Source organism: Alkalispirochaeta americana, from assembly GCF_900156105.1.
GTDB classification, from domain to species: Bacteria; Spirochaetota; Spirochaetia; order DSM-27196; family Alkalispirochaetaceae; genus Alkalispirochaeta; species Alkalispirochaeta americana.
Genome location: NZ_FTMS01000003.1, coordinates 61,869 through 86,758, shown reverse-complemented (window position 1 = coordinate 86,758; position 24,890 = coordinate 61,869). Strand labels below are relative to the sequence as shown.

General features: G+C 59.1%; 18 protein-coding genes. 6 read left to right on the top strand and 12 right to left on the bottom strand.

Features of this window, described 5'->3' with window-relative positions:
* The first annotated feature begins 154 nt into the window (after nucleotides 1–154).
* The 4 genes from BW950_RS03260 to BW950_RS03245 all read left to right on the top strand — a co-directional run bounded on the left by BW950_RS03260 (nucleotide 155) and on the right by BW950_RS03245 (nucleotide 8,607).
* Nucleotides 155–1,684, top strand: coding sequence for a fibronectin type III domain-containing protein (locus tag BW950_RS03260; protein WP_076487861.1), 1,530 nt, complete (start codon nucleotides 155–157; stop codon nucleotides 1,682–1,684).
* Between the two features lie 250 nt (nucleotides 1,685–1,934).
* Nucleotides 1,935–2,102 carry a hypothetical protein gene (locus BW950_RS15060; protein ID WP_159438707.1) on the top strand — a complete coding sequence of 56 codons (168 nt, stop codon included), beginning with the start codon at nucleotides 1,935–1,937 and terminating at the stop codon, nucleotides 2,100–2,102.
* Between the two features lie 91 nt (nucleotides 2,103–2,193).
* Entirely contained in the window at nucleotides 2,194–5,757 is a 3,564-nt protein-coding gene (locus BW950_RS03250; RefSeq protein ID WP_076487859.1) for a leucine-rich repeat protein, read from the top strand.
* Between the two features lie 240 nt (nucleotides 5,758–5,997).
* The gene (locus BW950_RS03245; protein ID WP_076487858.1) at nucleotides 5,998–8,607 is read left to right on the top strand and encodes a fibronectin type III domain-containing protein; all 2,610 of its coding nucleotides are present in this window, start codon (nucleotides 5,998–6,000) and stop codon (nucleotides 8,605–8,607) included.
* 50 nt (nucleotides 8,608–8,657) lie between these two features.
* On the opposite strand, the gene BW950_RS03240 is transcribed toward BW950_RS03245, so the two are convergent.
* From BW950_RS03240 to BW950_RS03230, 3 genes are all read right to left on the bottom strand, one after another.
* Nucleotides 8,658–9,599: a UDP-glucuronic acid decarboxylase family protein gene (locus BW950_RS03240; RefSeq protein WP_076487857.1), complete on the bottom strand. Its 942-nt coding sequence runs from the start codon at nucleotides 9,597–9,599 to the stop codon at nucleotides 8,658–8,660.
* Between the two features lie 57 nt (nucleotides 9,600–9,656).
* A complete protein-coding gene (locus BW950_RS03235; protein WP_159438706.1) occupies nucleotides 9,657–12,572 on the bottom strand; it encodes a PAS domain S-box protein in 2,916 nt (971 codons plus the stop codon).
* Nucleotides 12,573–12,709: 137 nt separating this feature from the next.
* Nucleotides 12,710–14,137, bottom strand: coding sequence for an MATE family efflux transporter (locus tag BW950_RS03230; protein WP_076487855.1), 1,428 nt, complete (start codon nucleotides 14,135–14,137; stop codon nucleotides 12,710–12,712).
* 119 nt (nucleotides 14,138–14,256) lie between these two features.
* Between BW950_RS03230 and wrbA the strand changes: the two genes are divergently transcribed.
* On the top strand, nucleotides 14,257–14,862 hold the full coding sequence (gene wrbA, locus BW950_RS03225; RefSeq protein WP_076487854.1) for an NAD(P)H:quinone oxidoreductase: 606 nt from the start codon (nucleotides 14,257–14,259) through the stop codon (nucleotides 14,860–14,862).
* Nucleotides 14,863–14,952: 90 nt separating this feature from the next.
* Here wrbA and BW950_RS03220 read toward each other — a convergent pair whose 3' ends face one another.
* From BW950_RS03220 to BW950_RS03185, 8 genes are all read right to left on the bottom strand, one after another.
* Nucleotides 14,953–15,291 (bottom strand): chorismate mutase, encoded by a 339-nt coding sequence (locus tag BW950_RS03220; RefSeq protein ID WP_234969015.1) that lies wholly within the window; start codon nucleotides 15,289–15,291, stop codon nucleotides 14,953–14,955.
* A gap of 93 nt (nucleotides 15,292–15,384) precedes the next feature.
* Complete coding sequence (locus BW950_RS03215) at nucleotides 15,385–15,723, bottom strand: arsenate reductase family protein (protein ID WP_076487852.1); 339 nt, start codon at nucleotides 15,721–15,723, stop codon at nucleotides 15,385–15,387.
* 67 nt (nucleotides 15,724–15,790) lie between these two features.
* The gene (locus BW950_RS03210) at nucleotides 15,791–16,351 is read right to left on the bottom strand and encodes a nitroreductase family protein (protein WP_076487851.1); all 561 of its coding nucleotides are present in this window, start codon (nucleotides 16,349–16,351) and stop codon (nucleotides 15,791–15,793) included.
* A 4-nt stretch (nucleotides 16,352–16,355) separates the two neighbouring features.
* Nucleotides 16,356–16,802, bottom strand: coding sequence for an NUDIX domain-containing protein (locus tag BW950_RS03205; protein ID WP_083943678.1), 447 nt, complete (start codon nucleotides 16,800–16,802; stop codon nucleotides 16,356–16,358).
* 40 nt (nucleotides 16,803–16,842) lie between these two features.
* Nucleotides 16,843–17,256, bottom strand: coding sequence for a hypothetical protein (locus BW950_RS03200; RefSeq protein WP_076487850.1), 414 nt, complete (start codon nucleotides 17,254–17,256; stop codon nucleotides 16,843–16,845).
* Between the two features lie 57 nt (nucleotides 17,257–17,313).
* On the bottom strand, nucleotides 17,314–17,895 hold the full coding sequence (locus BW950_RS03195; RefSeq protein ID WP_076487849.1) for a hypothetical protein: 582 nt from the start codon (nucleotides 17,893–17,895) through the stop codon (nucleotides 17,314–17,316).
* A complete protein-coding gene (locus BW950_RS03190) occupies nucleotides 17,892–19,445 on the bottom strand; it encodes an NAD(P)H-hydrate dehydratase (protein WP_076487848.1) in 1,554 nt (517 codons plus the stop codon). Before BW950_RS03190 ends, BW950_RS03195 begins: the two co-directional genes overlap by 4 nt.
* A gap of 24 nt (nucleotides 19,446–19,469) precedes the next feature.
* Complete coding sequence (locus BW950_RS03185) at nucleotides 19,470–20,681, bottom strand: LIC_12708 family protein (RefSeq protein WP_076487847.1); 1,212 nt, start codon at nucleotides 20,679–20,681, stop codon at nucleotides 19,470–19,472.
* 86 nt (nucleotides 20,682–20,767) lie between these two features.
* On the opposite strand from BW950_RS03185, the gene secA reads away from it, so the two are divergent.
* Nucleotides 20,768–23,503, top strand: coding sequence for a preprotein translocase subunit SecA (gene secA, locus BW950_RS03180; protein WP_076487846.1), 2,736 nt, complete (start codon nucleotides 20,768–20,770; stop codon nucleotides 23,501–23,503).
* A gap of 215 nt (nucleotides 23,504–23,718) precedes the next feature.
* On the opposite strand, the gene BW950_RS03175 is transcribed toward secA, so the two are convergent.
* Nucleotides 23,719–24,753, bottom strand: coding sequence for a peptidoglycan DD-metalloendopeptidase family protein (locus BW950_RS03175; RefSeq protein WP_076487845.1), 1,035 nt, complete (start codon nucleotides 24,751–24,753; stop codon nucleotides 23,719–23,721).
* Nucleotides 24,754–24,890: the final 137 nt, after the last annotated feature.

The window sequence follows — 24,890 nt, the reverse complement described above, 5'->3', positions numbered from 1 at the left end:
TCAGTATAACCAATCCTGCCTCGCCGGTGCAAAATCAACGGCCACGCAGAATATTTGGGATTCTTTATAGCAGAATACGGTATTTTCGCCTCCCCTACGCTATACTGTCGGTTAAGGCCTTCTAAAAAGTATAGCAAGGCGCGGGAGGAACCTTATGACCACCTGGTACAAAAACGTTAAAGTATATCTCCTGTGTTCCCTGGTCTGTGTAGCTGCCTGCAGCGCCGTACTCTCACCTTTTGAAAAGTCAGACAACGATCGCTCACCGACACTACGGGGCGGAACCGGTGCCACAGGCACCCTGATCATCACCTTTCCCGTGGGCGCTGCCACGGTGCTCCCCCCGGAGGTATCTCCTGAAGACCTGCGCTTTGATCTTACCCTTACCCCAGATGACCCGGATCAGGAAGAGCTTGAAGCGCTAGATCTCTCCGCCTCGGATATCTCCCTGCCGGGCATCCCCGAGGGGACCTGGAATATTTCGCTCCGGGGCTATTTTCCTGATAATACCGAGGTGGAAACCTTTGGGGCCTCCGGGGAGGTCAATATCATTGCAGGCCAGATCGTCACCTGGACCGCCGATCTCCAGGCTGCCAGGACCGAAGACGGAGAAGGCTCCGTAGAGATAGAACTCTTCTGGAACCCTCCCGAGCTGATCACCGGATACCACAACGATGCGGGAATCCCCGCTCCCTCGCTACAGCGGATCATATCGGGCGAGACTCACGCGGCGATTCATATCCCCACAGCAAACATTGATTTTAACCCCGGGGCAGGAACCCTGCGCTACCACCAGACCGGCCCCGACAGCCTCCTGGAGAGCGGCTTCTACCGCATCGTGATCCCCCTGCGGAGGCAGGGCATCCCCGTGGCGACCTACCGCGATATCATCCACATCTACGACGGCCGACACTCGGAGAAGACTCTGGATATCACCGAGCGCATCGGGCTCCCTCCCTCGGCACCGGAGAACCTTCTGGTCGAACTGGGGGAGTTTAATCCGGATGAGGGTTCAGAAGGCGCCTGGGCTGCCAACCTTTCCTGGACCAGAACGGCTAACACTGCCCTGGGCTACCGGATCTACCGCAAAGCCGAAGGTGACGACCAGTTTGGCACCGCCCTTCCCGGAGCTGACTCATTGCCCACCAACAGTTCCCTCTATACCGACTGGATCGATCCCGACTCCTCCTGGCACTACCGCGTGGTTGCCTATAACACCTACGGCGAGTCCCAGGGAGCAGAGACCCCGGAGCTTGTCGAGGCTGGCCAGTGGAGTTACCTGGTGATATCCTCCGAGACCCTGGATACAATCTTCGGCACAGACACCACCGTTTACTACGATCTCATTGATGCCGATGTCTATGCGCATCAGGGGTCTGGGTGGGGCTCAGGAACATCACCCGGGAATTTCAATACCTGGTACGGAGATGGGAACGTCCAGCTCCTCCAGAAAGACAGCGAAACCGTGCAAGCCAAAGAAGGAAATCGCCCCCAGTTTGAGCCGGGAGCCCTGACGGGCCTTGCCCCGGACAAGCAATGGCGGATACTTCTGACCAACTGGCCCGACAGAGGCGCTACATCAGCATTCAAAAAAGCAGCCCTCTCGCAGCCTTTCACGCTCTCCGAAGGAGGCACCATCACTCTTGATGACAATGACTTTGAGACCTGGGGCTGGGGCAGCTAACCACCACGGCCGGGAGGGCTTCGAGCCTGCATGATACAGGACGAAGCAACCCGGCCATCGTTGGGAACCACTCTCGGCCGCAGGTGTTGAGAAGCCGGGAAGCCCCGATACCGCGACCGGGCCCTCTTCCTTATCACCGATACCTGCGCGATGCACTGCCCTCATTGCTTTCGGCGATACTTCACGGCTCCTGCGGCGGCGTCTCTCGGGGATCGGCCGGCCCGCCTTTGCCGTGGATTTGCCCGGGGCGGTGAAAAGATCCCCCCTCTACCCCGAAAGCCTGAGCAAAAAAGAACCCGGCTGGCACCATCTACAGAGCCTGGACGGCAGGTGGTTCCGCTACCCCGACAAGCCCATCACCGGGAAGATCGATTCCGGGGCCAACACCAAGACGGAAATCTCTGCCAAAACCAAATAATATATACCAAAATACAGTATATATTCTCTCTTCGGGCTATACTTTCAGGTGAGGCCTGTAAAAAAGCACACCAAGGCCCGGGAGGAATCTCATGACCACCTGGCACAAGAATCCGAGAGTCTATTCGCTCTTTTCCCTTGTCTGTATCGCTGCCTGCAGCGCGATTCTGTCCCCTTTCGAGAAATCTGAACAAGACAGCGCCATGCCATCTCGCCCGGGAGCAGACAGAACAGGCACCCTGGAGATCATCTTTAATCAGACCGGAATTTCCACGGTCCTTCCCCCCGAGGTAGCCCCGGATGACCTGGAGTTCAATCTCACCCTCACCCCCGCTGACCCCGCTCAGGAACCTATCGAGGTACAGGAGCTGCCCGCCGGAGAACTCTCGTTGCCGGGCATCCCCGAGGGGACCTGGAATATTTCGCTTCGGGGCTACTTCCCCGAGGGAACACCCCTGGAGGGGGTCATCCCTAATGTCTACGCTTTCGGCGCGTCCTCCCAGGACCCGATCGAAATCACCGCAGGTCTCCCCACCACGTGGGTGGCCCAGCTGCTGGCCATCCAGTCCGATGAAGGAGAGGGTTCGGTGAGGATCGAACTCTCCTGGAACCCGGAGTTATTTCCCGGAAATCCCGGGACTTCACGCGTTACGAACTACGAAGACGACGCAGACGCACTGACACCCTCGCTGCAGTTGCTCGTGCCAGGGCAAGCCCCGGAAGACCGGGAGCCCCCCTTTTATATCGATCCCGCCGATGAAGGGATCACCATCACCTTCGACGCAGACCAGGGCACCCTTACCTACGAACAGGATAACCTGCCAAGCGGCTTCTACCGCATCGCGATTCCCCTGGAACGGCACGACAGCGAGACCGGCCAGACCTATGCCGTGGGAACCTATCGCGACGTGATCCATATCTACGACGGACGACGCTCGGAAAAGGATCTGGAGATCACTCCGCTGATCGGGACCCCGCCCTCGGCCCCGGAGAATCTTCAACTCTCACCGGTGAGTTTTGACGAGACCGAAGAAGAATGGACGGTGGGGCTCTCCTGGACCAGAACAGCCAACACTGCCCTGAGCTACCGAATCTACCGCCGGGTAAACGATGGGGCCTTCGAAGTTCTTGACGGGGCCACCGACCTTCCGCGAGATACATCCTTCTTCAGCGACACCTTCGAACCCGCTGATCTGGACGACACCTATCAATACCGAGTGATCGCTGCAAACAGCTACGGAACCTCTTCTCCACTGGCATCCCCTGTTCTTTCGGCAAATCCCGAAGGAAATGAGGGTGATTTCCTTTTTACTGTTCACTCGGACTACCTGATCCTGACGGGCTACACCGGTGCAGCTGAGGATGACGTGATTATACCCCCCGCTGCAGAGGTGGGTGGGGTTACGAGAACGGTCAGGACGATTGCTGCTTCGGCCTTTGAAGGCAAACAGATCACTGGCACCCTTACTATCGCCGATTCGGTCACAGAGATCGGCCGTCTTGCGTTCAACACCAATAACTTCACGGGAAACCTGGTGATCCCCGACTCGGTTACAACCATCAAGGATAACGCCTTCCGGAACGCTGGATTCGGTGGTTCCCTTACCCTGGGAGAAAACCTCGAAACCATTGAGGTGGGAGCCTTCAGGGACAACCAGTTCACAGGAGGGCTGACGATCCCCGGTTCGATTACCTCCATGGGCACGAGAGTTTTTCAGGAGGCCGGATTCACCGGCCCCCTCAATCTGGAAAACCTCTCGCTCACGTCGATCGAGGCGAACACCTTCACCGATACCGGGTTCACAGGAACTCTGGTAATTCCCGAGTCGGTTCAGACCATTGGTGTGCAAGCCTTCCAGAACGCCAATTTCACGGGTAGCCTGGTAATCTCCGATTCGGTCACAACCGTTGGAAACGCCGCGTTCCAGAACGCCGGGTTCGATGGGTCCCTGACCCTGGGGGAAAACCTCGAAACCATTGGACCTGAGGCCTTCAGGAACAACCAGTTCACAGGAGGGCTGACGATCCCCGGTTCGGTTGCCTTTATTGGTGCGAGTGCCTTTCGTACCGCCGGATTTACCGGCCCCCTCAATCTGGAAAACCTCTCGCTCACGTCGATCGAAATAACCACCTTCGCCGATACCGGACTCACGGGCACTCTGGTAATTCCCGAGTCGGTTCAGACCATTGGAGGGCAAGCCTTCATGAACACCAACTTCACGGGCAACCTGGTGATTCCCGATGCAGTTACAACCGTTGGAAATGCCGCCTTCCGGACCGCTGGATTTGATGGAACCCTGACCCTGGGAGAAAACCTCGAAACCATTGGATCCGACTCCTTTAGGGGAAACCAGTTCACAGGAGGGCTGACGATCCCCGGTTCGATTGCCTCCATGGGTCCCAGAGCCTTTCAGAGCTCCGGATTCACCGGCACTCTCAATCTGGAAAGCCTCGTGCTCACATCGATCCCGGACAATGCCTTCCAGGCCACCGGATTCACGGGAAGCCTGGAGATCCCCATTTCGGTTACAACCATTGGGATCTCTGCCTTCGAAGATTCCAAATTCGACGGTACTCTCACGCTACCTTCGGGGCTCACCGGACTTGCCAATGGTGCTTTCAGGACTAACAACTTCACAGGAAATCTGGAGATTCCCGGCACCTTAACCTCTGTAGCGATCAGCGCTTTTTCGAACGCCGGATTCACCGGGGCCCTCACCCTGAATGAAGGAATTCAGTCAATTGGAGCATTCGCCTTTGTTGGAACCGGATTCACAGGCGATCTGGTCGTACCAGATTCGGTTATCTCTGTGGGCAATCAGGCCCTGAGGGGAGCTTTTGACGGAACTCTTACCCTGGGAGAAAATCTTGTAACAATTGGCAGTACTGCCTTTAGCCCAAGTGGTAGCGGCTTCTCGGGTCAGCTCACAATTCCCGAGTCGGTTACAACTATCGGGGTCGGTGCCTTTGCAGAAAACACCTTCGAGAACACGGAACTCCTTATACCCGCCAGTGTTGAGTCTGTCGGAGCAGAGGCTTTCACCCTCATGGCCAACCTCGAAACCGTCATAGTAAACCGCTGGGAGGCTCCCGACGGGATAACCACCGCTGGGGTTGACCTGTTCCAGGGTTCCCCCATCGCAGGCGGAACCGGGAGCATCCTGGTGCCCGCAGGTTCCGAGACCGCCTACAAGGAAGCCGACGGGTGGAACCAGTATTCTGACATCATCGAAGAAAAAACCACGGAACTGGTGATATCCTCCGGGACGCTTGATACAATATTTCCTACAGGCACCACCTTTTACTACGATCTCATTGATGCCGAATCCTATGACCATGAGGGGTCTGGGTGGGGCTCAGGAACATCACCCTGGAATTTCGATACCTGGTACGAAGATGAAAACGTCCAGCTCCTCGAGAAAGACGGTGTGACGAACGTGGTGAAGACGACGGGTACCCGACCCCAGTTTGAGCCGGAAGCCCTGACGGGCCTTGCTCCCGGCAAGGAATGGCGCATACTTCTGACCAACTGGCCCGACAGAGGCCCTGCATCAGCATTCAGAAGAGCAAACCTCTCGCAGCCCTTCACGCTCTCCGAGGGAGGCACCATCACTCTTGATGACAATGACTTTGTGGCCTGGGACTGGGACAGCTAACACCGGGTCAGGGCGGGCCCCCGGCCTGCCCCGGGGAGGGTAGCTCAAAACCCCTGCCTTTTGTGTTCGAGCACCCTCCCGCTTTTTTTCCCTTCGGGGACGACCCCGAGGCCGGCACCAAGCCGGAAATCTCTGCCATAACCAAATTATGAATACAAAAATACAGTATATTCTCCCCTCATGCGCTATACTATCGAGTAAGGCCTTTTAAAAAGTATATCGAGGCCCAGGAGGAACCTTATGGTCTCTTGGTACAAAAACGTTAAAGTATATGTCCTGTGTTCCCTGGTCTGTGTAGCTGCCTGTAGCGCCGTACTCTCACCTTTTGAAAAGTCAGACAACGATCGCTCACCGGCACTGCGGGGCGGGACCGGTGCCACAGGCACCCTGATCATCACCTTTCCCGTGGGCGCTGCCACGGTGCTTCCCCCGGAGGCATCTCCTGAAGACCTGCGCTTTGATCTTACCCTTACCCCAGATGACCCGGATCAGGAAGAGCTTGAAGCGCTAGATCTCTCTGTCTCGGAGATCTCCCTGCCGGGCATCCCCCCAGGAACCTGGAACATCTCGCTCCGGGGCTATTTTCCCGATGACACCGAGGTGGAAACCTTTGGGGCCTCCGGGGAGGTCAATATCATTGCAGGCCAGATCGTCACCTGGACCGCCGATCTCCAGGCTGCCAGGACCGAAGACGGAGAAGGCTCCGTGGAGATAGAACTCTCCTGGGACCCTCCCGGGCTGATCACCGGATACCACAACGATGCAGGAGTCCCCACGCCTTCTCTACAGCGGCTCAGACCGGGCCAGACCCCTGACGAACCGATCCATATTCCCACAGCAAACATTGATTTTGACTCCGGGGCAGGAACCCTGCGCTACCACCAGACCGGCCCCGACAGCCTCCTGGAGAGCGGCTTCTACCGCATCGTGATCCCCCTGCAGAGAAACGGCATCCCCGTGGCGACCTACCGCGATATCATCCACATCTACGACGGCCGACGCTCGGAGAAGACTCTGGATATCACCGGGCGCATCGGGCTCCCCCCCTCGGCACCGGAGGATCTTCAGGCAACTCAAGGAGCTTTTGACCCCGACGAAGGCTGGGCCGTTCATCTTTCCTGGACCAGAACGGCCAACACCGCCCTGGGGTACCGAATCTACCGCAAGGAGGCCGGTGCGGACGAGTTCGCCACGGCCCTTCCCGGAGCTGGCTCATTACCCTCCAACAGTTCCCTCTATACCGACCGGGTCCCTCCCGACTCATCCTGGCACTATCGCGTGGTTGCCTATAACACCTACGGCGAGTCCCAGGGAGCAGAGACCCCGGAGCCCTTCGAGGCTGGCGGGGTCTTCACCGTGACCTATCTGGGGGGCGATGGCTCCAGCGGGGCGCCCCCGGGCCCGGTTTATCTGATGGCCGACGCCGACCCTCACGAGATACTGCAACCCCAGGCCCTGCGCGGCCCCGGCCTGACAGGCCACGAGGGTTCGGGAATCACCCAGCGTTTCCTGGGCTGGCTTGAGGGCGATGATGAGTACCAACCCGGGGATTCCCTGACGATTACTGGCGATATCACCCTCACCGCCCAATGGACCAACGATAACGAGGTAATCGGGAAGATAGGCCCCGCCGGGGGACTCGTGTTTTTTGACACCGATGATGATAGCGACCCCATGCACGAATCCAACCGCACCAGCAACCTGGTGGGATGGCGCTATCTGGAAATCTCTCTGGAGCAGATTGCCCCGCTTCCCTGGCTGAGGAGTGGCATCGAGACAGGAGACCTCGAAAACCTCGAGTATATGGAAGAGATAGGACAAGCATCGGGACTGGGACGGCACAATACCACTGCGGTCATCGCAGCCCAGGGAGGTACAGGAGATTACGCGGCCCTGGAAGCCCGGAACTACGCGGGGGGAGGTTTCTCCGACTGGTTCCTTCCTTCGGAAGAAGAGCTGGCTATTCTTGATGCAAAGATCTTTCAGAATGAGGATCTCCGCAACCGTGCGGGAATTCAGGACAGCAGCTGGTTTTGGCACTCAAATCTTAGACATGATGGTGCCGCAGCACGTTATTTTTATACTGGATCGGGCTTCATAACAGATCCTCCCCTGACTGATCTCCTTCCCTCCCGAGTGATCCGGGGCTTTGCCGGGCCCGAAGAGACCTATATCGTCTTCTACGACCCCGGGCTTGCCGATGAGAACTGGGGAATGTCTCTCTACACGAGCACAAACCATCCTCCCCGGTTCCACAGCCAGGGAGAACCCGTGACCATTCCTCACGTGGTGCCGCTACCGGACTCAAGCTCCTTTCTGGGGTGGCAGGAAGTCGGAACAGACAGCCCCATGGCCCTCATTGAATGGGATGGCGAGGGTGATCCCCCGACCTTCACCATGCCCGGCAGGGATGTCTTCCTGCAGGGCCAGTGGGTCGCCAATCTGGTGATATCCTCCGAGACCCTGGATACAATCTTCGGCACAGGCACCATCGTTTACTACGATCTCATTGATGCCGATGGCTATGCGCATCAGGGGTCTGGGTGGGGCTCAGGACAAACATCCGAGGATTTCGATGGCTGGTACGGAGATGGGAACGTCCAGCTCCTCCAGAAAGACGGCGAAACCCTGCAAGCCAAAGAAGGAGATCGCCCCCAGTTTGAGCCTGGAGCCCTGACGGGCCTTGCTCCCGGCAAGGAATGGCGAATACTTCTGACCAGCTGGAGCGAGCGGGAGGAGACAACGAGTTACGGTGATGCCGCCCTTTCAGACCCCTTCATGCTCTCCGAGGGAGCCCCCCTCATCCTCAACACCAGTGACTTTGTTGATACTTGGTGGATCAGCGACTAACCCCGGGTCAGGGCGGGCAAACGGGCCTGCCCTGACCCCCCGGCAGGCACCTACCGGGAGAGGACCCCATCGAACCAGGAGATCGTCTTCAGAAGCCCTGCGGTGAGGGCCGTCCGGGGTTCCCACCGGTAGAGGTGCCGCGCCAGGGAGATATCGGGGCAGCGCCGGCGGGGATCGTCTTCGGGCATGGGTCGCATGATCAGGCGAGACCGGCTGTTGGTGAGTTCGATAATCTCTTCGGCCACGGCCCGGATGGATGTCTCCTGGGGGTTTCCCAGGTTCACCGGACCGGAGAAGGCCTCCACCGAAAAGGCGCAGGCCAGAATCCCCTCCAGCAGATCATCGATGTAGCAAAAGGACCGGGTCTGGTGGCCACCGCCAAAGAGCTCGATGGGCTCGTTCCGCAGAGCCTGCACGATAAAGGATGAGATAACCCGGCCATCGTCGGGATCCATGCGCGGCCCGTAGGTGTTGAAGATCCGGGCAATCGCCAGAGGCTGGCCCCGATGGCGATGGTAATTAACACAGAGAGTCTCGGCGCAGCGCTTCCCCTCGTTATAACAGGCCCGGCTGCCCAGGGGGTTCACGTTCCCCCAATACAGCTCGCTCTGGGGATGAACTCCGGGGTCGCCATAGACCTCGCTGGTGGAGGCCTGAAAAAAGGGGGCGCGCCAGCGGCCTGCAAGCTCCAGAAGGTTCATCGTCCCCAGAAGATTGGCCCGAAGGGTTCCCAGAGGGTCCAGCTGGTACTGTCGGGGCGAGGCGGGACAGGCCAGGTTCATGATCATATCACTCGCGGGAAGCGAGCTCGCCGGGTCTGTCATGTCCTGCTCCACCAGGGTGAAGGCTGACTGCGCCCGGAGATGGTCCAGATTCTGCCGGAACCCGGTGGAGAAGTTGTCTGCGCAAACCACGTCGTGACCCAGCCCCAGAAGGCGCTCGCAGAGATGCGAGCCGATAAACCCCGCCCCTCCCGCTACAAGGATCGTCATGCCCGGGATACCCCTTTCTTTAAAGAATAGCCCTGGACGTCCCGGCACACAATACCGCTAGCCCGCCTCGGAGGAATCCAGAGCAGGATCGTACAGCGCTGCTGTATCCCGGCCCTCTCTTTTTGAACGGTACATCGCCTTGTCGGCGCTGGCCGAAAGTTCTGTCAGAGATTCGCCGTGATCGGGAAAGAGAGCAATCCCGATACTGGACGTTACCGACACCACATGGTCACCGATCGTACAGGGCTCCTGCACGGCCTGACGAACCTTCTCGGCCACCCGCAACGCCCCCCGGCGGTCAACTCTCCGAAGAAGCAGAAGAAACTCATCCCCCCCGATACGGGCAGCCGTGTCCGATTCCCGCAGGGTATTCTCTATCCGGCGGGCCACCTCCTGAAGCAACGCATCTCCCACGGCATGCCCCAGGGTATCGTTCACAGGCTTGAAGGAATCCATATCCAGAAAGAGCAACGCCAGAGACTCACCCTCACGCCGTGCTGCAGCCAGGGCAGTTTCTACCCGGTCGGAAAAGAGAATGCGGTTTGCCAGACCCGTGAGCGCGTCGTGCAAAGCCAGATAAGAAAACCGTTCCTGGGCATCGCGGCGCTCCTGGACGTCGCCAATATACCCGTACCAGCCTGCCCCGCCGTCGGCGCTTCGTTCGCAGGATGCCTGGCCCTGATGCCAGCGGTAGCTCCCCGATGCGGTCCTGATGCGGAACTCCTGAAGCCAGGGGACCCCCTGTTCCAGAGCTGCCTGCAGCCCCTCCTCTACCAGGGAACGATCCTCGGGGTGGACAGCATCAAAAAATCTGCCTGCATCCTGCTGAAGGTCTTCCGGAGCAGCCCCGAAAATATCCTTCACGCGCCAGCTCACGTAGGGCGCAGAACGCCTTCCGTCCGGCTCCTGGCGGAGCTTGAAGATAACACCCGGCACGTTCTGCGATACCCGGTGGAGAAGCGCCACCGCTTCCTCCCGAGCCTCTTGAGCTTCCTTTGCCTCGGTGATATCCCGGGCAATTCCGTGGAGCTCCGCAACCCGCCCGGCTGCGTCAAAATAGGGCGAGGCGTTGGAAGTATGCCAGCGCCAGGAGCCGTCACTGTGACGAATTCGGTACTCCACGCCACTCTGCTTTTGTCGGGTGTGGAAAACCCGATCCAGGAACTCCCAGAACCGCTCAAAATCCTGGGGATGAACAAAATCCGTCAGGGACCTCCCCAGAACGTCGGCTGCATCGTGCCCCAAAAGCTCTACCCAGTTGGGTGATACGTAGGTAAAAATTCCCTTGGCCGTGACGCTGTAAATGATATCGTTGGCGTTCTCCACGATGGTGCGGAACTTCTCCTCACTCTCCTGAAGAAGCTGCTCCAGCCGTTTCCTTCGTGTTATATCCACGGCCAGACCGGTCCAGAGGACTCTGCCATCGGCCATCTGCCGGGGGGAATCCTGGGCTTCAACCCACCGCACCGTTCCATCGGGCAGAATCAGACGGTACTGGCACTGGAACTGCCCCATGGTTCTGGCAGCCCGTTCGCTCTCGCGAAGCAGTTTCCGGTAATCATCGCGGGGAATCATGCGCCGGAGCGCCTGGGGATCTGCCTGAAGCTCCTCGGGGGTCACCCCGAAGGAGCGCAGTCCGTCGCTGGCAAAGGGATACTCAATGGACCCGTCGGGGTTGCGCAGAAGCTGATAGACAAAGCCCGGCAGGTTTTCCAGGATCGATCGTAGCCGGTACTCGTCTTCCTGGATTCGCTCCTCGGCTCGTTTCCGGGCAGTGATATCAAAGATCGTGCCTATGCTGGCGGTTTTTCCCTGATAGGAAGCCTTTCCGGCGGTGAGTTCCACCCAGACAGTTTCTCCTGACCTGGTTCGTCCCTTCACCTCATAGCGGAAAGCCACCAGCTTCTGGTCGTGGCGGGAACGAACGCGATTGCGGAGCAGCTCCCGCTGATCGGGGTGCACCAGCTCCAGCGCCTCCATAGAGAGCATATCTTCCCGGGAATAGCCGAAAATACGCACCATGGCGGGGTTCACCACCACCAGTTTGCTCCCCCTCAGGATAAATATTCCGGCGGCAGCGTGATCAGAGAGGGTTCTGAAGAGCTCCTCGCTCTCCCGGACGGCTCCCGTCCTCCGCTGGACCTCCTGGAGCAGGTGCCTCCTCTGGCGGCGAAGAACCGCATTATACAGCGCCAGGGATCCCAGGAGAACGGCCAGGCCACCGGCTCCCACAAAAGGCCAGAACCAGCGGGGCAGGACCTCTCTGGTCTCGCTGCGAAGCCACCGCTGGGTAAGCCTCCGCAACTCCTCTTCGCCCAGCGCAGCCAGAGCCGCATCGATCCGGGCCCGTAACTCGGGCTCGCCCCTGCGCACCCCCGCCCGAAGCGATCGGGAATAGAGGCCATGGACGGGATAGAAGGCGGTAACCGCGTTATACCGGTCCAGAAGGTAGTTTGCCACGGGAAAATCCGCGACAAAGGCCACCAACTCCCCCCGGAGAGCAGCCTGAACCATATAATCGTTATTGTCGAAACGGCGGAGAGGCACCTGGGAGTAGGACCGCTCCATGTAATATTCCTCGAAGGAACCCCGTGTTACCCCCACAAGCCGACCGGCCAGATCCTGCATCGTCAGGGGCATCGCCTCGGCCGCTACAAAGAGATACCCCTTGAGAGGCAGCAGGGGCGAGGAAAACTCAAAAAACGTTTCCCGCCCCGGCGAGCGCAGGAGCCCCCCCTGAACATGGGCACTTCCTTCCAGGACCCAGGAGAGGCTCTCGGGCCAGGACCCGAAATGGAACTCCACAGGCCTTCCCAGAGGCTCCTCCAGGGTCCTCCAGATATCTACCAGCACCCCCCGGGGGTTGCCCTGGGAATCGAGAAAGGAAAAGGGTGGCCAGTTGCTGTCCAGAGATACAATGAGAGCCCTGTGAGCCCCTTCCCGGGCCGGGAGTGCGTAAAAGGGGAACAGCACCAACAGAGCGAGGAGAAAGACAGGGCGGAGCCGACCCCATCTGGAGAAAGACTTCCGTTTTTTCGGGCGAGATACTCTTTGATGCATCGGGCTCCACACTTTTTAACCAGGCAGAGACACATCTCCACCGGCGGTTCCTATAATTTGCCACAATCACCGATGGAAAACAAGGATTTACCAGGATTTCGGGGTGAACAAAACACTCTATCGTCGTTGCACTTCCTTTTGTTCGGAACCGGAAAGGTGCGCGATGCCCGCCGGAAAATGAGAACCGCCGCAACCCCGGCAATTCCGTTTGCCCCGGCCAGCCCCCAAAACAGCCCTTGAAGCCCTCCCAGACTACGCCCGATAAGCGCCAACGGCAGATACAGCCCTACAAGCCTCATGAAGGCCACCGCTGCAGCAGCAAAGGGCCGGTGCAACCCGTTAAAAGCCGCCGATGTGACCATGACAACCCCCAGAAGACCAAAGGTGGGAGCCAGAGTGCGCAGATATCCCGTGGTGGCAACCACAACCTCCCCGGTATCAGTAAAAATTCCAGCGATAGGCCGCCCGGCAACTCCGAAGACCAGAGCGACCACTACCCCCCAGACCAGGGAGAGTATCACCGCCACCCGATATCCCTCTCGGGCCCGATGGACCTTCCCGGCCCCCAGATTTTGCCCCACAAAGGGGGTAAAGACCATGGCCAGAGCCATGGTGAAAACCAGAGAAAACGACTCCAGCCGCGTGGCCACGCCAAAACCCGCGATCGCCTCGGCTCCAAAAGGCGAGATCAGGCGGGTCACCACTCCCATGGAGATTGGCAAGGCCAGGTTTGTAAGCGACGCCGGAAGCCCCACAAAGAGTATTCGCCGGGAACTGATCAGGAATCCCGACCGCTCGGCCCGGTGGGGGAACATTTTTCTGGAGCTCCCAAGAATCCAGAGGACTGCCACCATGGTGCTTCCCCGGGCAATGACCGTGGCAATGGCAGCTCCCTGGATTCCCAGAGCAGGCACCGGCCCCGCACCAAAAATCAGCAGAGGATCCAGAACCATGTTGAGCACCACCGAAAAAACGATTACCGCGCTGGGAGTTTTGCTGTCACCCAGGGCCTGGAGGATGTTCTGCCCCACCATGGGGAGCATCATGAAGGGCATGCCCAGATACCAGACGAACATATAATCCCCTATGAGCCCGAGCAGCTTTTCCTCGGCCCCCAGGAAGGTAAAGAACGGCTTGATTGTGACAAGCCCCAGCGCTGCCAGAACCAGTATCACCGCCAGCGAAAGAAGATGGGCGTGAAGGGTAAGCCGTCGGGCCTGGGGGAGATCACCGGCACCATAGGCCCGGGAGACGCAGGCCGATGCGCCTACACCGAGCCCCGAAGCGATACTCCCTGCCACAATCACGATAGGGAAGGTATAGCTCATGGCAGCCAGCTCCAAAGCCCCCAAACGACCCACAAAGAAGGTATCAACCACATTAAAGAGCACAATCCCCAGGGCTCCGGCCACCATGGGAATCACCAGGCGGACCAGGGCTGGCCCTACAGGATCGTGCAATACGTCAGGCCTTTTCATGAGCTTTTCTCCTTTGGTTCGCTGTCCACTATGGCTCCTTAAAATATTACTTTTTTTGTCTTCTTTCCTTGACCACCCTCCCCGGGTGGCCTATCTTGACGACATAAGGAGAGACAAACATGAAAGTTCTTGTTGTTTTTTATTCCACCTATGGTCATATGTACGCCATGGCCCAGGCCGCAGCAGAAGGAGCCGAGGCCGCAGGAGCCGAGGTGAAAATTCGCCGGGTGCCGGAACTGCTGGGAGAGGATATTCTGGCTGCCATGGGGGCGGTGGATGCGCAAAAAGCCTTCTCCCACGTTGAAGAGGTAACTCACCAGGACCTGACCGATGCCGACGGAATCATCTTCGGTGTGCCCACCCGTTTCGGCAATATGCCGGGGCAAATGAGGATGTTCCTGGACTCCACAGGCCCGCTCTGGGTCAAGGGGGCGCTTGTCGGAAAGGTGGGAAGCGTGATCACCTCTACCGGATCCCAGCACGGCGGGGCAGAATCAACCATTCTCTCCACCCACATAACCCTCCTCCACCACGGCATGATTCTGGCCGGGCTGCCCTATACGTTCCAGGAGCAGATGCAGATCGACGCCATGAACGGCGGGTCTCCCTACGGAGCATCAACCATTACCGGAGCTGACGGCAGTCGCATGCCCAGCGAGGTTGAACTGGCGGGAGCTCGCTTCCAGGGGGATTACGTGGCTCGAATCGCAGGCAAGCTGGCCTGAGACTTGCCCGAGACTGCCCGGAAACGCCCCCTCTAGGCGACCTGAAGCCCCCTGAAGCCCCCTGAGGCCCCCTGGGAGGCGAAGGAGCCTTCACAATGGCCGGGGACCGTCGCCGCGCAATTCCTGATGCCGTCGGCGAACCTCCGACATAAGGGCCGGGAAAATCAGATCCACCACGGTCGGGTCCAGCCCGGCGGTGGTGGCAATCTCCTTCAGACGCAGCAGTTGCCGCTCCTCCCGGCCTTCGTCTGCCGGGGGAAGCGCTTCCTGGCGCTTCAATTCACCTACTTTGCGGGTCACACGGAACCGTTCGGCCAGAAGATGCACCAGGGCCGCATCGAGGTTGTCGATAGAAGCCCGGTATTCTCCAAGCTCCCGGGGGACCTGATCACAAAGGGGGGCTTTCTCACTCACGTCGCTATCACTCACCACTCTATCATAACAAGAGAGCTGGTTTCGGGAAAGACGGTGCAGCGCCCGGACAGTTCCCCGGACAGTTCCCCGGACAGTTCCCCGGACAGTTCAAAGAAGGAGTTTCTTGAGTTCTGCCTCGCCGGGATCAAGACAGACCCCCCGATCACATCGGACCAGAGGCTGGCGAAGAAGTCCCGGGTCTTCCAGGAGCTCCTCCCGGGGGTCGTAGTCCATCCAGGCAAAGCCCCGTTGCCGGTAGGATTTGCTGTCTGTATCGATCAGGGCTTCCATGCCTCCGCACCCGGCAGCGATCGTATCGAGCTCACCTGGCTGAAGCGGCTGGGCATAGAGATCACGTTCCTGAACGGTGATACCCCGCTCCTTGCAAAAACGAAGGCAACGCCGGAAAGCAGCTGATTTTTTTGTACCGATAATTTGTGGTATCATGGTCGGAGAATAAAATATCTGCCCCGAAAGGGCAATTTGCCTGGCCGAGCCCCACTACCGAACCCGGCTAGAGAGGCTCCCATCGGTTCCACTGCACCACCTCAACCAGCGGCTTTCGCTCCCGGGGAGAGTCCTCGGACTTCCGATGCTTCTCGTTCAGAGTCCCTTCATCGCCGGGATACCCCAGAGCCACCACTGTGACAATCCGGGTTCCTTCCTCGATAGCAAAGGCGTTCCGCAGGATCTGGGGGTCAAAACCCGCCATGGGGTGCGCGTAGAGCCCCTCCCGTGTTGCCTGAAGCATGAGGTTCATCACAGCCAGGCCCGTATCAAAGAGAGCATACTCCCTGTTGTCGCTCAACTGGCAATCCAGATCGTCCCGGGTGGTCACCACCAGCAGCACCGGCGCTTCCCGGGCCCAGTAGTTTCCGCCAAGAAGAGCTCCCCGGGCAAGCTCCAGGGCGTCATCGTCGTGGCACACCAGAAACCGCCAGGGTTGCTTGTTGTTGCAGCTGGGGGCAAGCACCGCCGCTTCCAAGAGTCTCTCCAGGAGATCCCTCTCAAGCGTGCGCGGCCCGTAGGCCCGTCTGGCCCGGCGGCTGAGAATTTCCGGTACGATCTCCGCCATATCTCTACCTCCTTGAGGATTCAACCAACGGGAGAATTTCTTTCACCAGGGAACGATCGGAATCGGAGAGATCCAGCTCAAGCAACTCCCCGGGAGTATACCACCCCGCCTGGAGATGCTCCCTCAGGATCAGCGGTTCCGGGGGAATCTGCACCCAATAGCCCACCAGCACGTAGGAGACGCCCTTGTGATCGAAAGGGATACTTCCTGCCTCGTCTCCTACGGTAACGGAAACCCCGAACTCCTCCCGAAACTCCCGTTCAAGACAGGAGCGTTCGTCCGGGTCTGCCTCGTCGCACTTGCCTCCCGGAAACTCCCACCGCAGGGGCTGGGCTCCCGTCTCCTTGCGCTGGGCGGCAAAGAAACGGCCCTCCTGATACGCCACGGCAGCAGTCGTTACCAGTCGGCCCTGACGGAAGAGCTTCCGTCCGGAACGTCCACAACACCCCATCTACAGGTTCTCCGGAAGCACGGTATTCAAGACCCGTTGTTCAGAGAAAGAGCACACGATGGAGAAAGAAGTGAAGCACTCCGGAAAAAGCGCCGATCATTCCCAGGTTTGCACTATGCCGGCCAAAGACTCTGTCCAGGGATTCCACGGCAGCACTCGTTACCTCGGTGCGTTCCTGATAATACTGGAAACAGAGGGCAAAACCCATGAGCATTCCTGCCACAGCGGGAAAAAGATCACCCACAACGGGCGGGGTACCAGGGGTCACCGAGAGAAGTTTCAGAAAACCCACCACAAAGGCGATAACCCCCATGGCAAGACGAAACCCGGTGTGCTTGAACATTTCCGGATTAAATACTGCGTGGAGGCGCATACGCTCGTCCATGCGGTCAAAGGCAAGAACGATTCCGGCTATTACGTTAGCAAGAATTGAGAGGAAGTAAATTTGGTACATACTATAAAAATACCCTGTTCCTGGCTGTCGGTCAATCAAATCGCTGAGTCGAATCGATCAATCGCCGGAGATCTTCATGGACAACACAGTTTGATCCCGGCCGATGACAACCAGAACCTCCAGAGATTCTTCATCCTCAAGGTCTTCCCTGGCAAGACGAAGAGGAATACTTCGCTCCTGCCCCGCCCGGGGGGCCAGATCGGAGATCCTCTGACCGGAGGAGGAAACGGTCACCACCGGCTGAGGTTCCTGGAAACCACCGGCCTCGAGTTCCCGGGCCCGTGGTTCGGGATCATCGGAACCGGAGCGGCTGCCCGAGGAATTCCGGATCGTCACCACCACCAGAATTTCTTCGGCGAGCAGGTAGGTCTCCCCGGAAAGGCGATATTCTCCAAGACGCACCTGGCCAGCCAGGGGACGAAGAAAGAAGAGATAGATGAAAAAGAGAATCATCACCACCACCACGTCGATCAGGGCGATAGCGAGACCCCGGTTGCGGCGAAAAAAACTGCCCTGGGGAGGTTGCCATCGGCGAGACCGGCACGCCTCCATCTCGGTCCGGCGGGAGTGAAAATGCAGTTCCTCGGACCCCGCGTTTCTCCAGGGAGCAGGAGAGAGCGGAGGATCGTCCTCTTTCATGAAAGACCTCCGGAAAAAGTGCCCAGCGAACGGGCCAGATCGCGGGCCGTGAACCACCCTCGTTGCGAGGCCAGATGTCGGCCTGCCCGGAGGTGGATCGCCACAGCGGTCCGGGCAGCCTTGCTCGCCTCCATCCCTGCGGCACAAAAGGCCCCGACAAGCCCCGCCAGAACATCACCGCTTCCAGCCGTTGCCAGCGCAGGACAACGGCCGTCAAAAAGCGTGATCTGACCACCAGGATCAGCAACGAAGGTGACGGCTCCCTTCAGAACAACCACAGCAGAACAGGTTTCCACAGTCCGTCGAAGCCCTTCCCAGGGGTTGCACGCCAGATCCCGCACAGACCAGCCCAGCATCGCCGAGAGTTCCCCCGGATGGGGAGTCAGAATCAGGGGAAACCCGCCCCCCCGGGAGCTATCCCCCCCGCCCCCCCCGGAAAGAAGATCCTCTCCCAGAAGGCGAAGAGCCTGGGCATCGGCCACAACAGGCAGGGAACGTTCCCGAGCTTCCTGGAGCAGTTCCTGCAGGTCCTCCCGGCTGGCACCGGTCCACCCCGGGCCGATCACGAGGGCTGACGCCCAGGCAACCGTCTCGTTTCTGCTCTCCCGGGTATCGCTGCTCACCATAAGAGAGGGATCGTAGCCGCCTGCTGCCTGGCCGCCCCCGCTGCAGATTCTCACCATTCCGGCTCCGCCGTAGAGAGCCCCCAACCCTGCCAGGAGGGGCGCGCCCTCTGTACCGGGAGCACCGCCGATCACCCCCACCCTGCCGCGCATACCCTTGTGGGCGTCAGCAGGCACAAGCGGAACCGGAAGGTCTTCAGGATTCACCAGCCGCACCTGAAACCGGTCGGTATCTCCGGAATCCCTGGCGTCCCGCACCAGGGCAGGAGGAAATCCCGGATCTACCTGAAACAGCCGCCCCGCCCCGGGCCGTCCCAGGGGAGTAAAAAGGGACAGCTTGAGGTATCCCGTCACAATGGTCACATCGGCCTGAACCCGGGGGTCTGCGGGATCGGGACCATCGCGAAAACCCGACGGGAGATCGACCGCAGCGATCGGGGCCGGCGAGGCGTTCATGGCCTCCACCAGCGAGACGAGGCTCCCTCGAAGTGCGCCGGCGAGTCCCGTTCCGCTCAGACCGTCCACGATCATCCGGGCTCTGCCCAGAAGCTCCTTCACCAGAACAGGCTCTTCGTCCCATACCAGCCGGGTGACACCCATACGCTCCAGGATGTCCCACTGCGCCGTCGCAGCAGCACCCAGGCTGGCCCGGGACGTGACCACCGCCAGAGGGAACTCCTCTTCCATGAGCGCCCAGCGTGCCATCACCAGGGCATCGCCTCCATTGTTTCCCGGGCCTGCACAGAAGACAAGAGGCCCCGGGGAGAGATCGTTCTTTTCTGTGTGAAGAACCCGCCGGAGCACCTCCCAGGCTCCCCGGCCGGCGTTTTCCATAAGAACCGCCCCGGGGATACCCAGCTTTTCCCGGGCAGCCTCGTCTATTCCCGCCATAACGGCCGAGGAAACCAGAAGATCCTGCTCGCGCATGGGCACACCTCCCGCAGCAAACTATCAGGGCTGTGGCAAGAGCCGATCGCTCCGCCACCACACTACCTGGGCCTGGTCGTGATAGCCCAGAAGAGCGGTAAGAACCCCATCGTAACAGAGATAAAAGCTTCGTGCTGTCAGATCCACTTCGGAAACCTCAAGAGACCGCCGTCGCAGGACGCGCCCCTCGTCGTTCATGATCACCAGCTGAACCCTGGAGGGGTTCTCCCGGGAGAGCAGAAAGAGATGTTCTCCCCGGGCAACTCCCGTCAGCTCAAAATGCTCCTCACCGTTACCCCGGGGCAGTTCCACAAAGCCTTCGTAGCGCCCGGATACCAGATCGATCCAATAGACCCGGGCGTGATCCAGGGCAATCCCGTGATCCCTGCCCGCAGCAGCATCCTTTTGCGCCCGGTAATAGGATATTTTCACATACAGGCGCGGCTCATCCACTCCGGCAACCACCTCGTTCAGAACCGGTATATACCCTTCATCCTCCGAGGGCAGGGGCAACCGGTCCCGACCAATCTCCACAGCTGTGAGAAAATCACCTTCCGATGAATAAAAAAAGGAGATAAATCCCTCTTTGATCCGGGTGATCACGGCCAACTCGTCCCGTTTGGTCACGGTCAGATCATGAATGAAGGGAAAGGGGGTTCCTCCTATTCCCTCCTGCCCCAGGTAATCAACCATCTGGCCGTTGTTGTCGAACCGGAAGATCTGACGATTTAAATGCACCCCCAGCTCCTCGTCCCAGATCGCCCGGTTACGGGGAATCCGATCCTCGGCGTAGAGAAATCGGCGGGAATCCACAGCGATCCGCCCAAGGCCCTCGAAAGGAAACGGCACGGCCCGGCGAGTTCCCGATTCCTCGCCGAAGTTACCCTCGGATAATGTTACAGGCCGGGGGTTGTCACGGGGCTGATAGATCAGACGAACCAGATCGCCGAAGGAGGTAAAGCCCATGATCTTGTTGGCACTGCCGTTCCCCACAAAAACAAGGCCATCGCGCATGACCACCGAATTGGGTTGCTGGGGCACCGTGTTGTCTCTGCCAAAGAGCCCCAGCTCGTCTTCCAGAAACCCCAGGCCGAGCCGAAATCGCTCCTCCCGCTCAAGAATCACCGCCGCAGAATCGTCGCACCCCGAGAAAAGAAGGGAGAAGAGAAGTGATAGAAGAAGAGCAGACAAGCCTGTCAGGGACAGAACAGGGAAAGGGCGCGTTGCATCAGCCATGGTGAGGGGAATAGTACCGACCGGCCGCTGTACCTGTCAACGCTGTCCTTGACCGCTCAGGTTCCTGCAGTATAGTCTAAAACGCTATGCTCGACACAGTCATCCAGATACTATTCGGGTCCAAATCGGAAGCGGACCTCAAGAAGCTTCTGCCAATCTTGCGGAACATCAATGCCCAGGAGTCGTGGGCCCAAAAACTCTCCCGGGAGGAGATCCTCAGCTGCACTGCCCAGTGGCGAAAGGAGGTTCAGGAGGGCCGTTCCCTGGACGATATCCTCCCCCAGGCCTTTGCCGTGGCCCGCGAGGCCGCCCGCAGGGTTCTGGGAGAACGTCCCTACGATGTTCAGCTCCTGGGAGCCATTGTTCTCCACCAGGGCAAGATCATGGAGATGAAGACCGGTGAAGGAAAGACCCTCTCGTCGGTCTCGGCGGCCTATCTGAACAGCCTCACCGGCAAGGGCGTTCATGTAATTACCGTGAACGACTACCTGGCGGAACGGGACGCATCCTGGATGGGCCCCGTCTTCGAATACCTGGGGGTCTCCGTGGGGTACATCGTTTCCGACATGGACAACGATGCCCGCCATGTGGCCTACCGCAAGGACATCACCTACGGAACAAATAACGAGTTCGGGTTCGATTACCTCCGGGACAATATGCGCTACGACCAGAGCGGCAAGGTCCAGCGGGGCCATACCTACTGTATCATCGACGAGATCGACTCCATCCTGATCGACGAAGCCCGAACGCCCCTGATCATCTCGGGCCAGACCAACGACGATACCAGCAAGTTTCGCGAGGTCAACCAGGTTGTTCTGGATCTCCAGGAAGCAGCCAAGGACCCCGAGACGGGAGACTATCCCGAAGAGCCCCAGGGTGATTACAAGGTTGAGGAAAAGACCCGCAAGATCAGCTTCACCGATCAGGGGCTCAACCACCTGGAAGAGCTTCTGGTACGGCGCAAGATCATCAGCGGCAGTATCTTCGACCAGGAAAACTTTGAGTATATCCACTACGCCACACAGGCCCTGCGGGCGCACCGCCTCTTTCACAAGGATCAGCAGTACGTTGTAAAGGACAGCAAGGTGGAGATCGTGGACGAGTTCACCGGACGAATTCTCCACGGACGTCGCTACAGCGAGGGGCTCCACCAGGCGATCGAAGCCAAGGAACGAATCCGCGTGGCCGCCCGCAACCGCACCCTTGCAACGATCACCTTCCAGAACTTCTTCCGTATGTACAACAAGATCTCGGGCATGACAGGAACCGCCGAGACCGAGGCCAAGGAGTTCGGAAACATCTACGGCCTTGACGTGGTGGTGATCCCCACAAACCGCCCCGTGGCGCGGATTGATCAGGACGACGTGATCTACGTCTCCTCCCGGGACAAATACAACGCCATTTGCGACGAGCTGGAGCGGCTTCACAAAAAGGGACAGCCTGTGCTGGTCGGCACAATCTCCATCGAGAAATCGGAAGAACTCTCGCAGATGCTCAAAAAACGGGGCGTTCGTCACGAGGTTCTGAACGCCAAGAACCACGCCCGGGAAGCCCTCATTGTTGCCGAGGCGGGTGCCAAAGGCTCTATCACCATCGCCACCAACATGGCTGGTCGCGGTACGGACATCAAACTGGGAGGAAACCCCGAGTTCAGGGCCCGCCGCTCCCTTCCGGAAGAGGCCTCGCCCGAAGAGATCCAGCAGGCAATCGCCCGGGAGCGCGCAAAATGGCGCCAGGATTACCAGGAAGTGCAATCCCTGGGAGGGCTCTTTGTCCTGGGAACAGAACGTCACGAATCACGACGGATCGATAACCAGCTCCGGGGGCGAAGCGGTCGCCAGGGCGATCCCGGCGAATCCCGCTTTTTTCTCTCCATGGACGACGACCTGATGCGCCTCTTTGGCGGCGGCCGGTTCAACCTGAAGTCCATCATGGAACGGGGCCTTGAGCCGGGTGAACCGCTGAACCACTCCATGATCAACAAAAGCATCGAGCGGGCGCAGAACAAGGTAGAGGAGCGGAACTTCGATATCAGGAAGCACCTCCTTGAATACGACGATGTGGTGAACGAACAGCGCAAGGTTGTCTACAGCCAGCGCGATGCCATCATGGAAGACGCAGCGCTGATCCAGCGCATCATGAATACCGCCGAGGATGTCCTGGAAGAGATCCTTGAGGAACACCCCGTAAGCGGCTCACTTCAGGAGGCCCAGGCGCAGCATCTCCTGGGATTGCTCCAGGAGCAGTTGCTCTTTTTTGCTCCCCGGGAAGCACCAGACTACGCAGGATTGGATCAGGAGGCGTTCCGCAAGACTATCCTCACGGAGATGCGCCAGGAGCTGGCCCAGAAAGAGGAGGTCGTGGGGCAGGAGCGGCTGAACTACATTATCCGCATCGAGTACATCCGCACCATCGATCAGCGCTGGCAGGAGCATCTGGAAAACCTGGAGGAGCTCCGCGAGGCGGTCTATTTGCGGGGGTACGCCCAGAAAAACCCCCTGCTGGAATACAAGCTGGAGGGGTTCCGCATCTTTGACGAGTTCCTGGCCGATATCAGGACAAAAATTGCCCGGCTCATGTTTGCCATCAGGGCCACGGGCATGGAAGAGCGCCGTCCCGCAGGGGTTGCCCAGGGTACGGCACAACACAGCAGCACCAGCCTCCTGGGATCAGGCCCGGCAGGAGGCGGCCGGGGGCCGGCTCCGCAGGAAGGAAGCCTTCCCCGCCAGAGCCAGGTCCGCAGGACCGTGCCCAAGGTGGGCAGAAACGACCTCTGCCCCTGCGGCAGCGGCAAGAAGTACAAACACTGCCACGGCAAGTAGCTTCTCCGGGCCAGCCCTGCGGGGCTGGCTCCTCTTCCAACTGACTCCCCCTGTTGACCAGGCTCTATCGGCGCTATATCAGAGAGTAGGCGTTGATGAACGAGAATAGCGCCAGCAGAAGCGTCACGGCAACAACAGTCTTTCTCATCTTCTCACTCCTCTCGGGGGGCAATCCTCTCGGGTGGCCAATCATCTCGGGGTCAGTCCTTCCGAGGTCAGTGCAGGTACCTCATGGGATTCACAAATCGCCCGTTATGGATCACAGAAAAGTGCAGATGGGGACCGGTACTTCGCCCGGAGTTTCCCATGGCCCCAATCTGTTGCCCCCGGGAAACGTTTTGCCCCACCCGAACCGAATAACTATCCAGATGCGCATAAAGCGTCTGGAACCCATCGGCATGGCGCAGAATAACAAAGCGCCCGTAGTTGCCTATCTGGCTCTCGACATGAACGACCCTGCCCGAGGCAGCCGCCCGGACGGGAGTTCTCATGGAGTTCACGATATCAAGGCCGTTGTGAAACCGCCGTTGCCCTGTGAACGGATCGGGTCTCATGCCAAAACCGCTGCTGATCCGTCCCCGCATGGGCCAGGCGAAGAGCTCGCCCAGAATAATCCGGCGCTCCGTCTCGTTCAGGCGCGCTCCCGGCACAAAGAGAACCTGTCCTTCCTGAAGAACCTCGCTACGCAGATCGTTGGCATCGAGAATGGCGTTCACCGATGATCCCTGCCGATCGGCAACCCGGGCCAGGGTATCGCCCCGACGCACCGTGTAGAGAAGCCCGTCCCGATCAGGAATCTGGAAGGTGGCCCCCGCCTGAATCCGCCGCACATCTTCGATGCGGTTAAAACTGATCAGCGTATCCATGGAGAGATTATGGCGAAGCGCGATCTCTCCCAGAGTATCGCCTCGTTGCAGCTGGTAGGTCTCAACCTGAAGCTGCGAGAACTCGTCGGTATCGACCCCCAAAACCTCTCCGATCACGGAAAAATCGCTCTCTTCGCGGCTCAGGGGAGAGCGAACAACCACCCCGGAAACGTCGGGTAGAGTAATCGAGGGAATTATCCGGGAGAGAATGATCTTGTCCACCGACACGGACAACAGGAGCATGTTCACCAGAACAGCACAAAGAATGGCCGCCGCGTGGAGCGGGATATCCCGTTCATCCAGGGTAAAGAAACCAATCCGCCCGGCAGGCAACGAAAAGGAGGGAGTCGCCGGGGCAAGGAGCCGCAATTTCGGGAACGCCATTTTTGGGAACCTGGCCTTCGGGTTTTGTCGGGACAAGCCCGGCAGAAACGAAAACAGAGAAGCGCCTCTCCGAAATTTACGCCGCCGGGGCTGCCGAAACCGAAGAATGGTCGAAGCCCCTGCGAAGGAACCCCGTT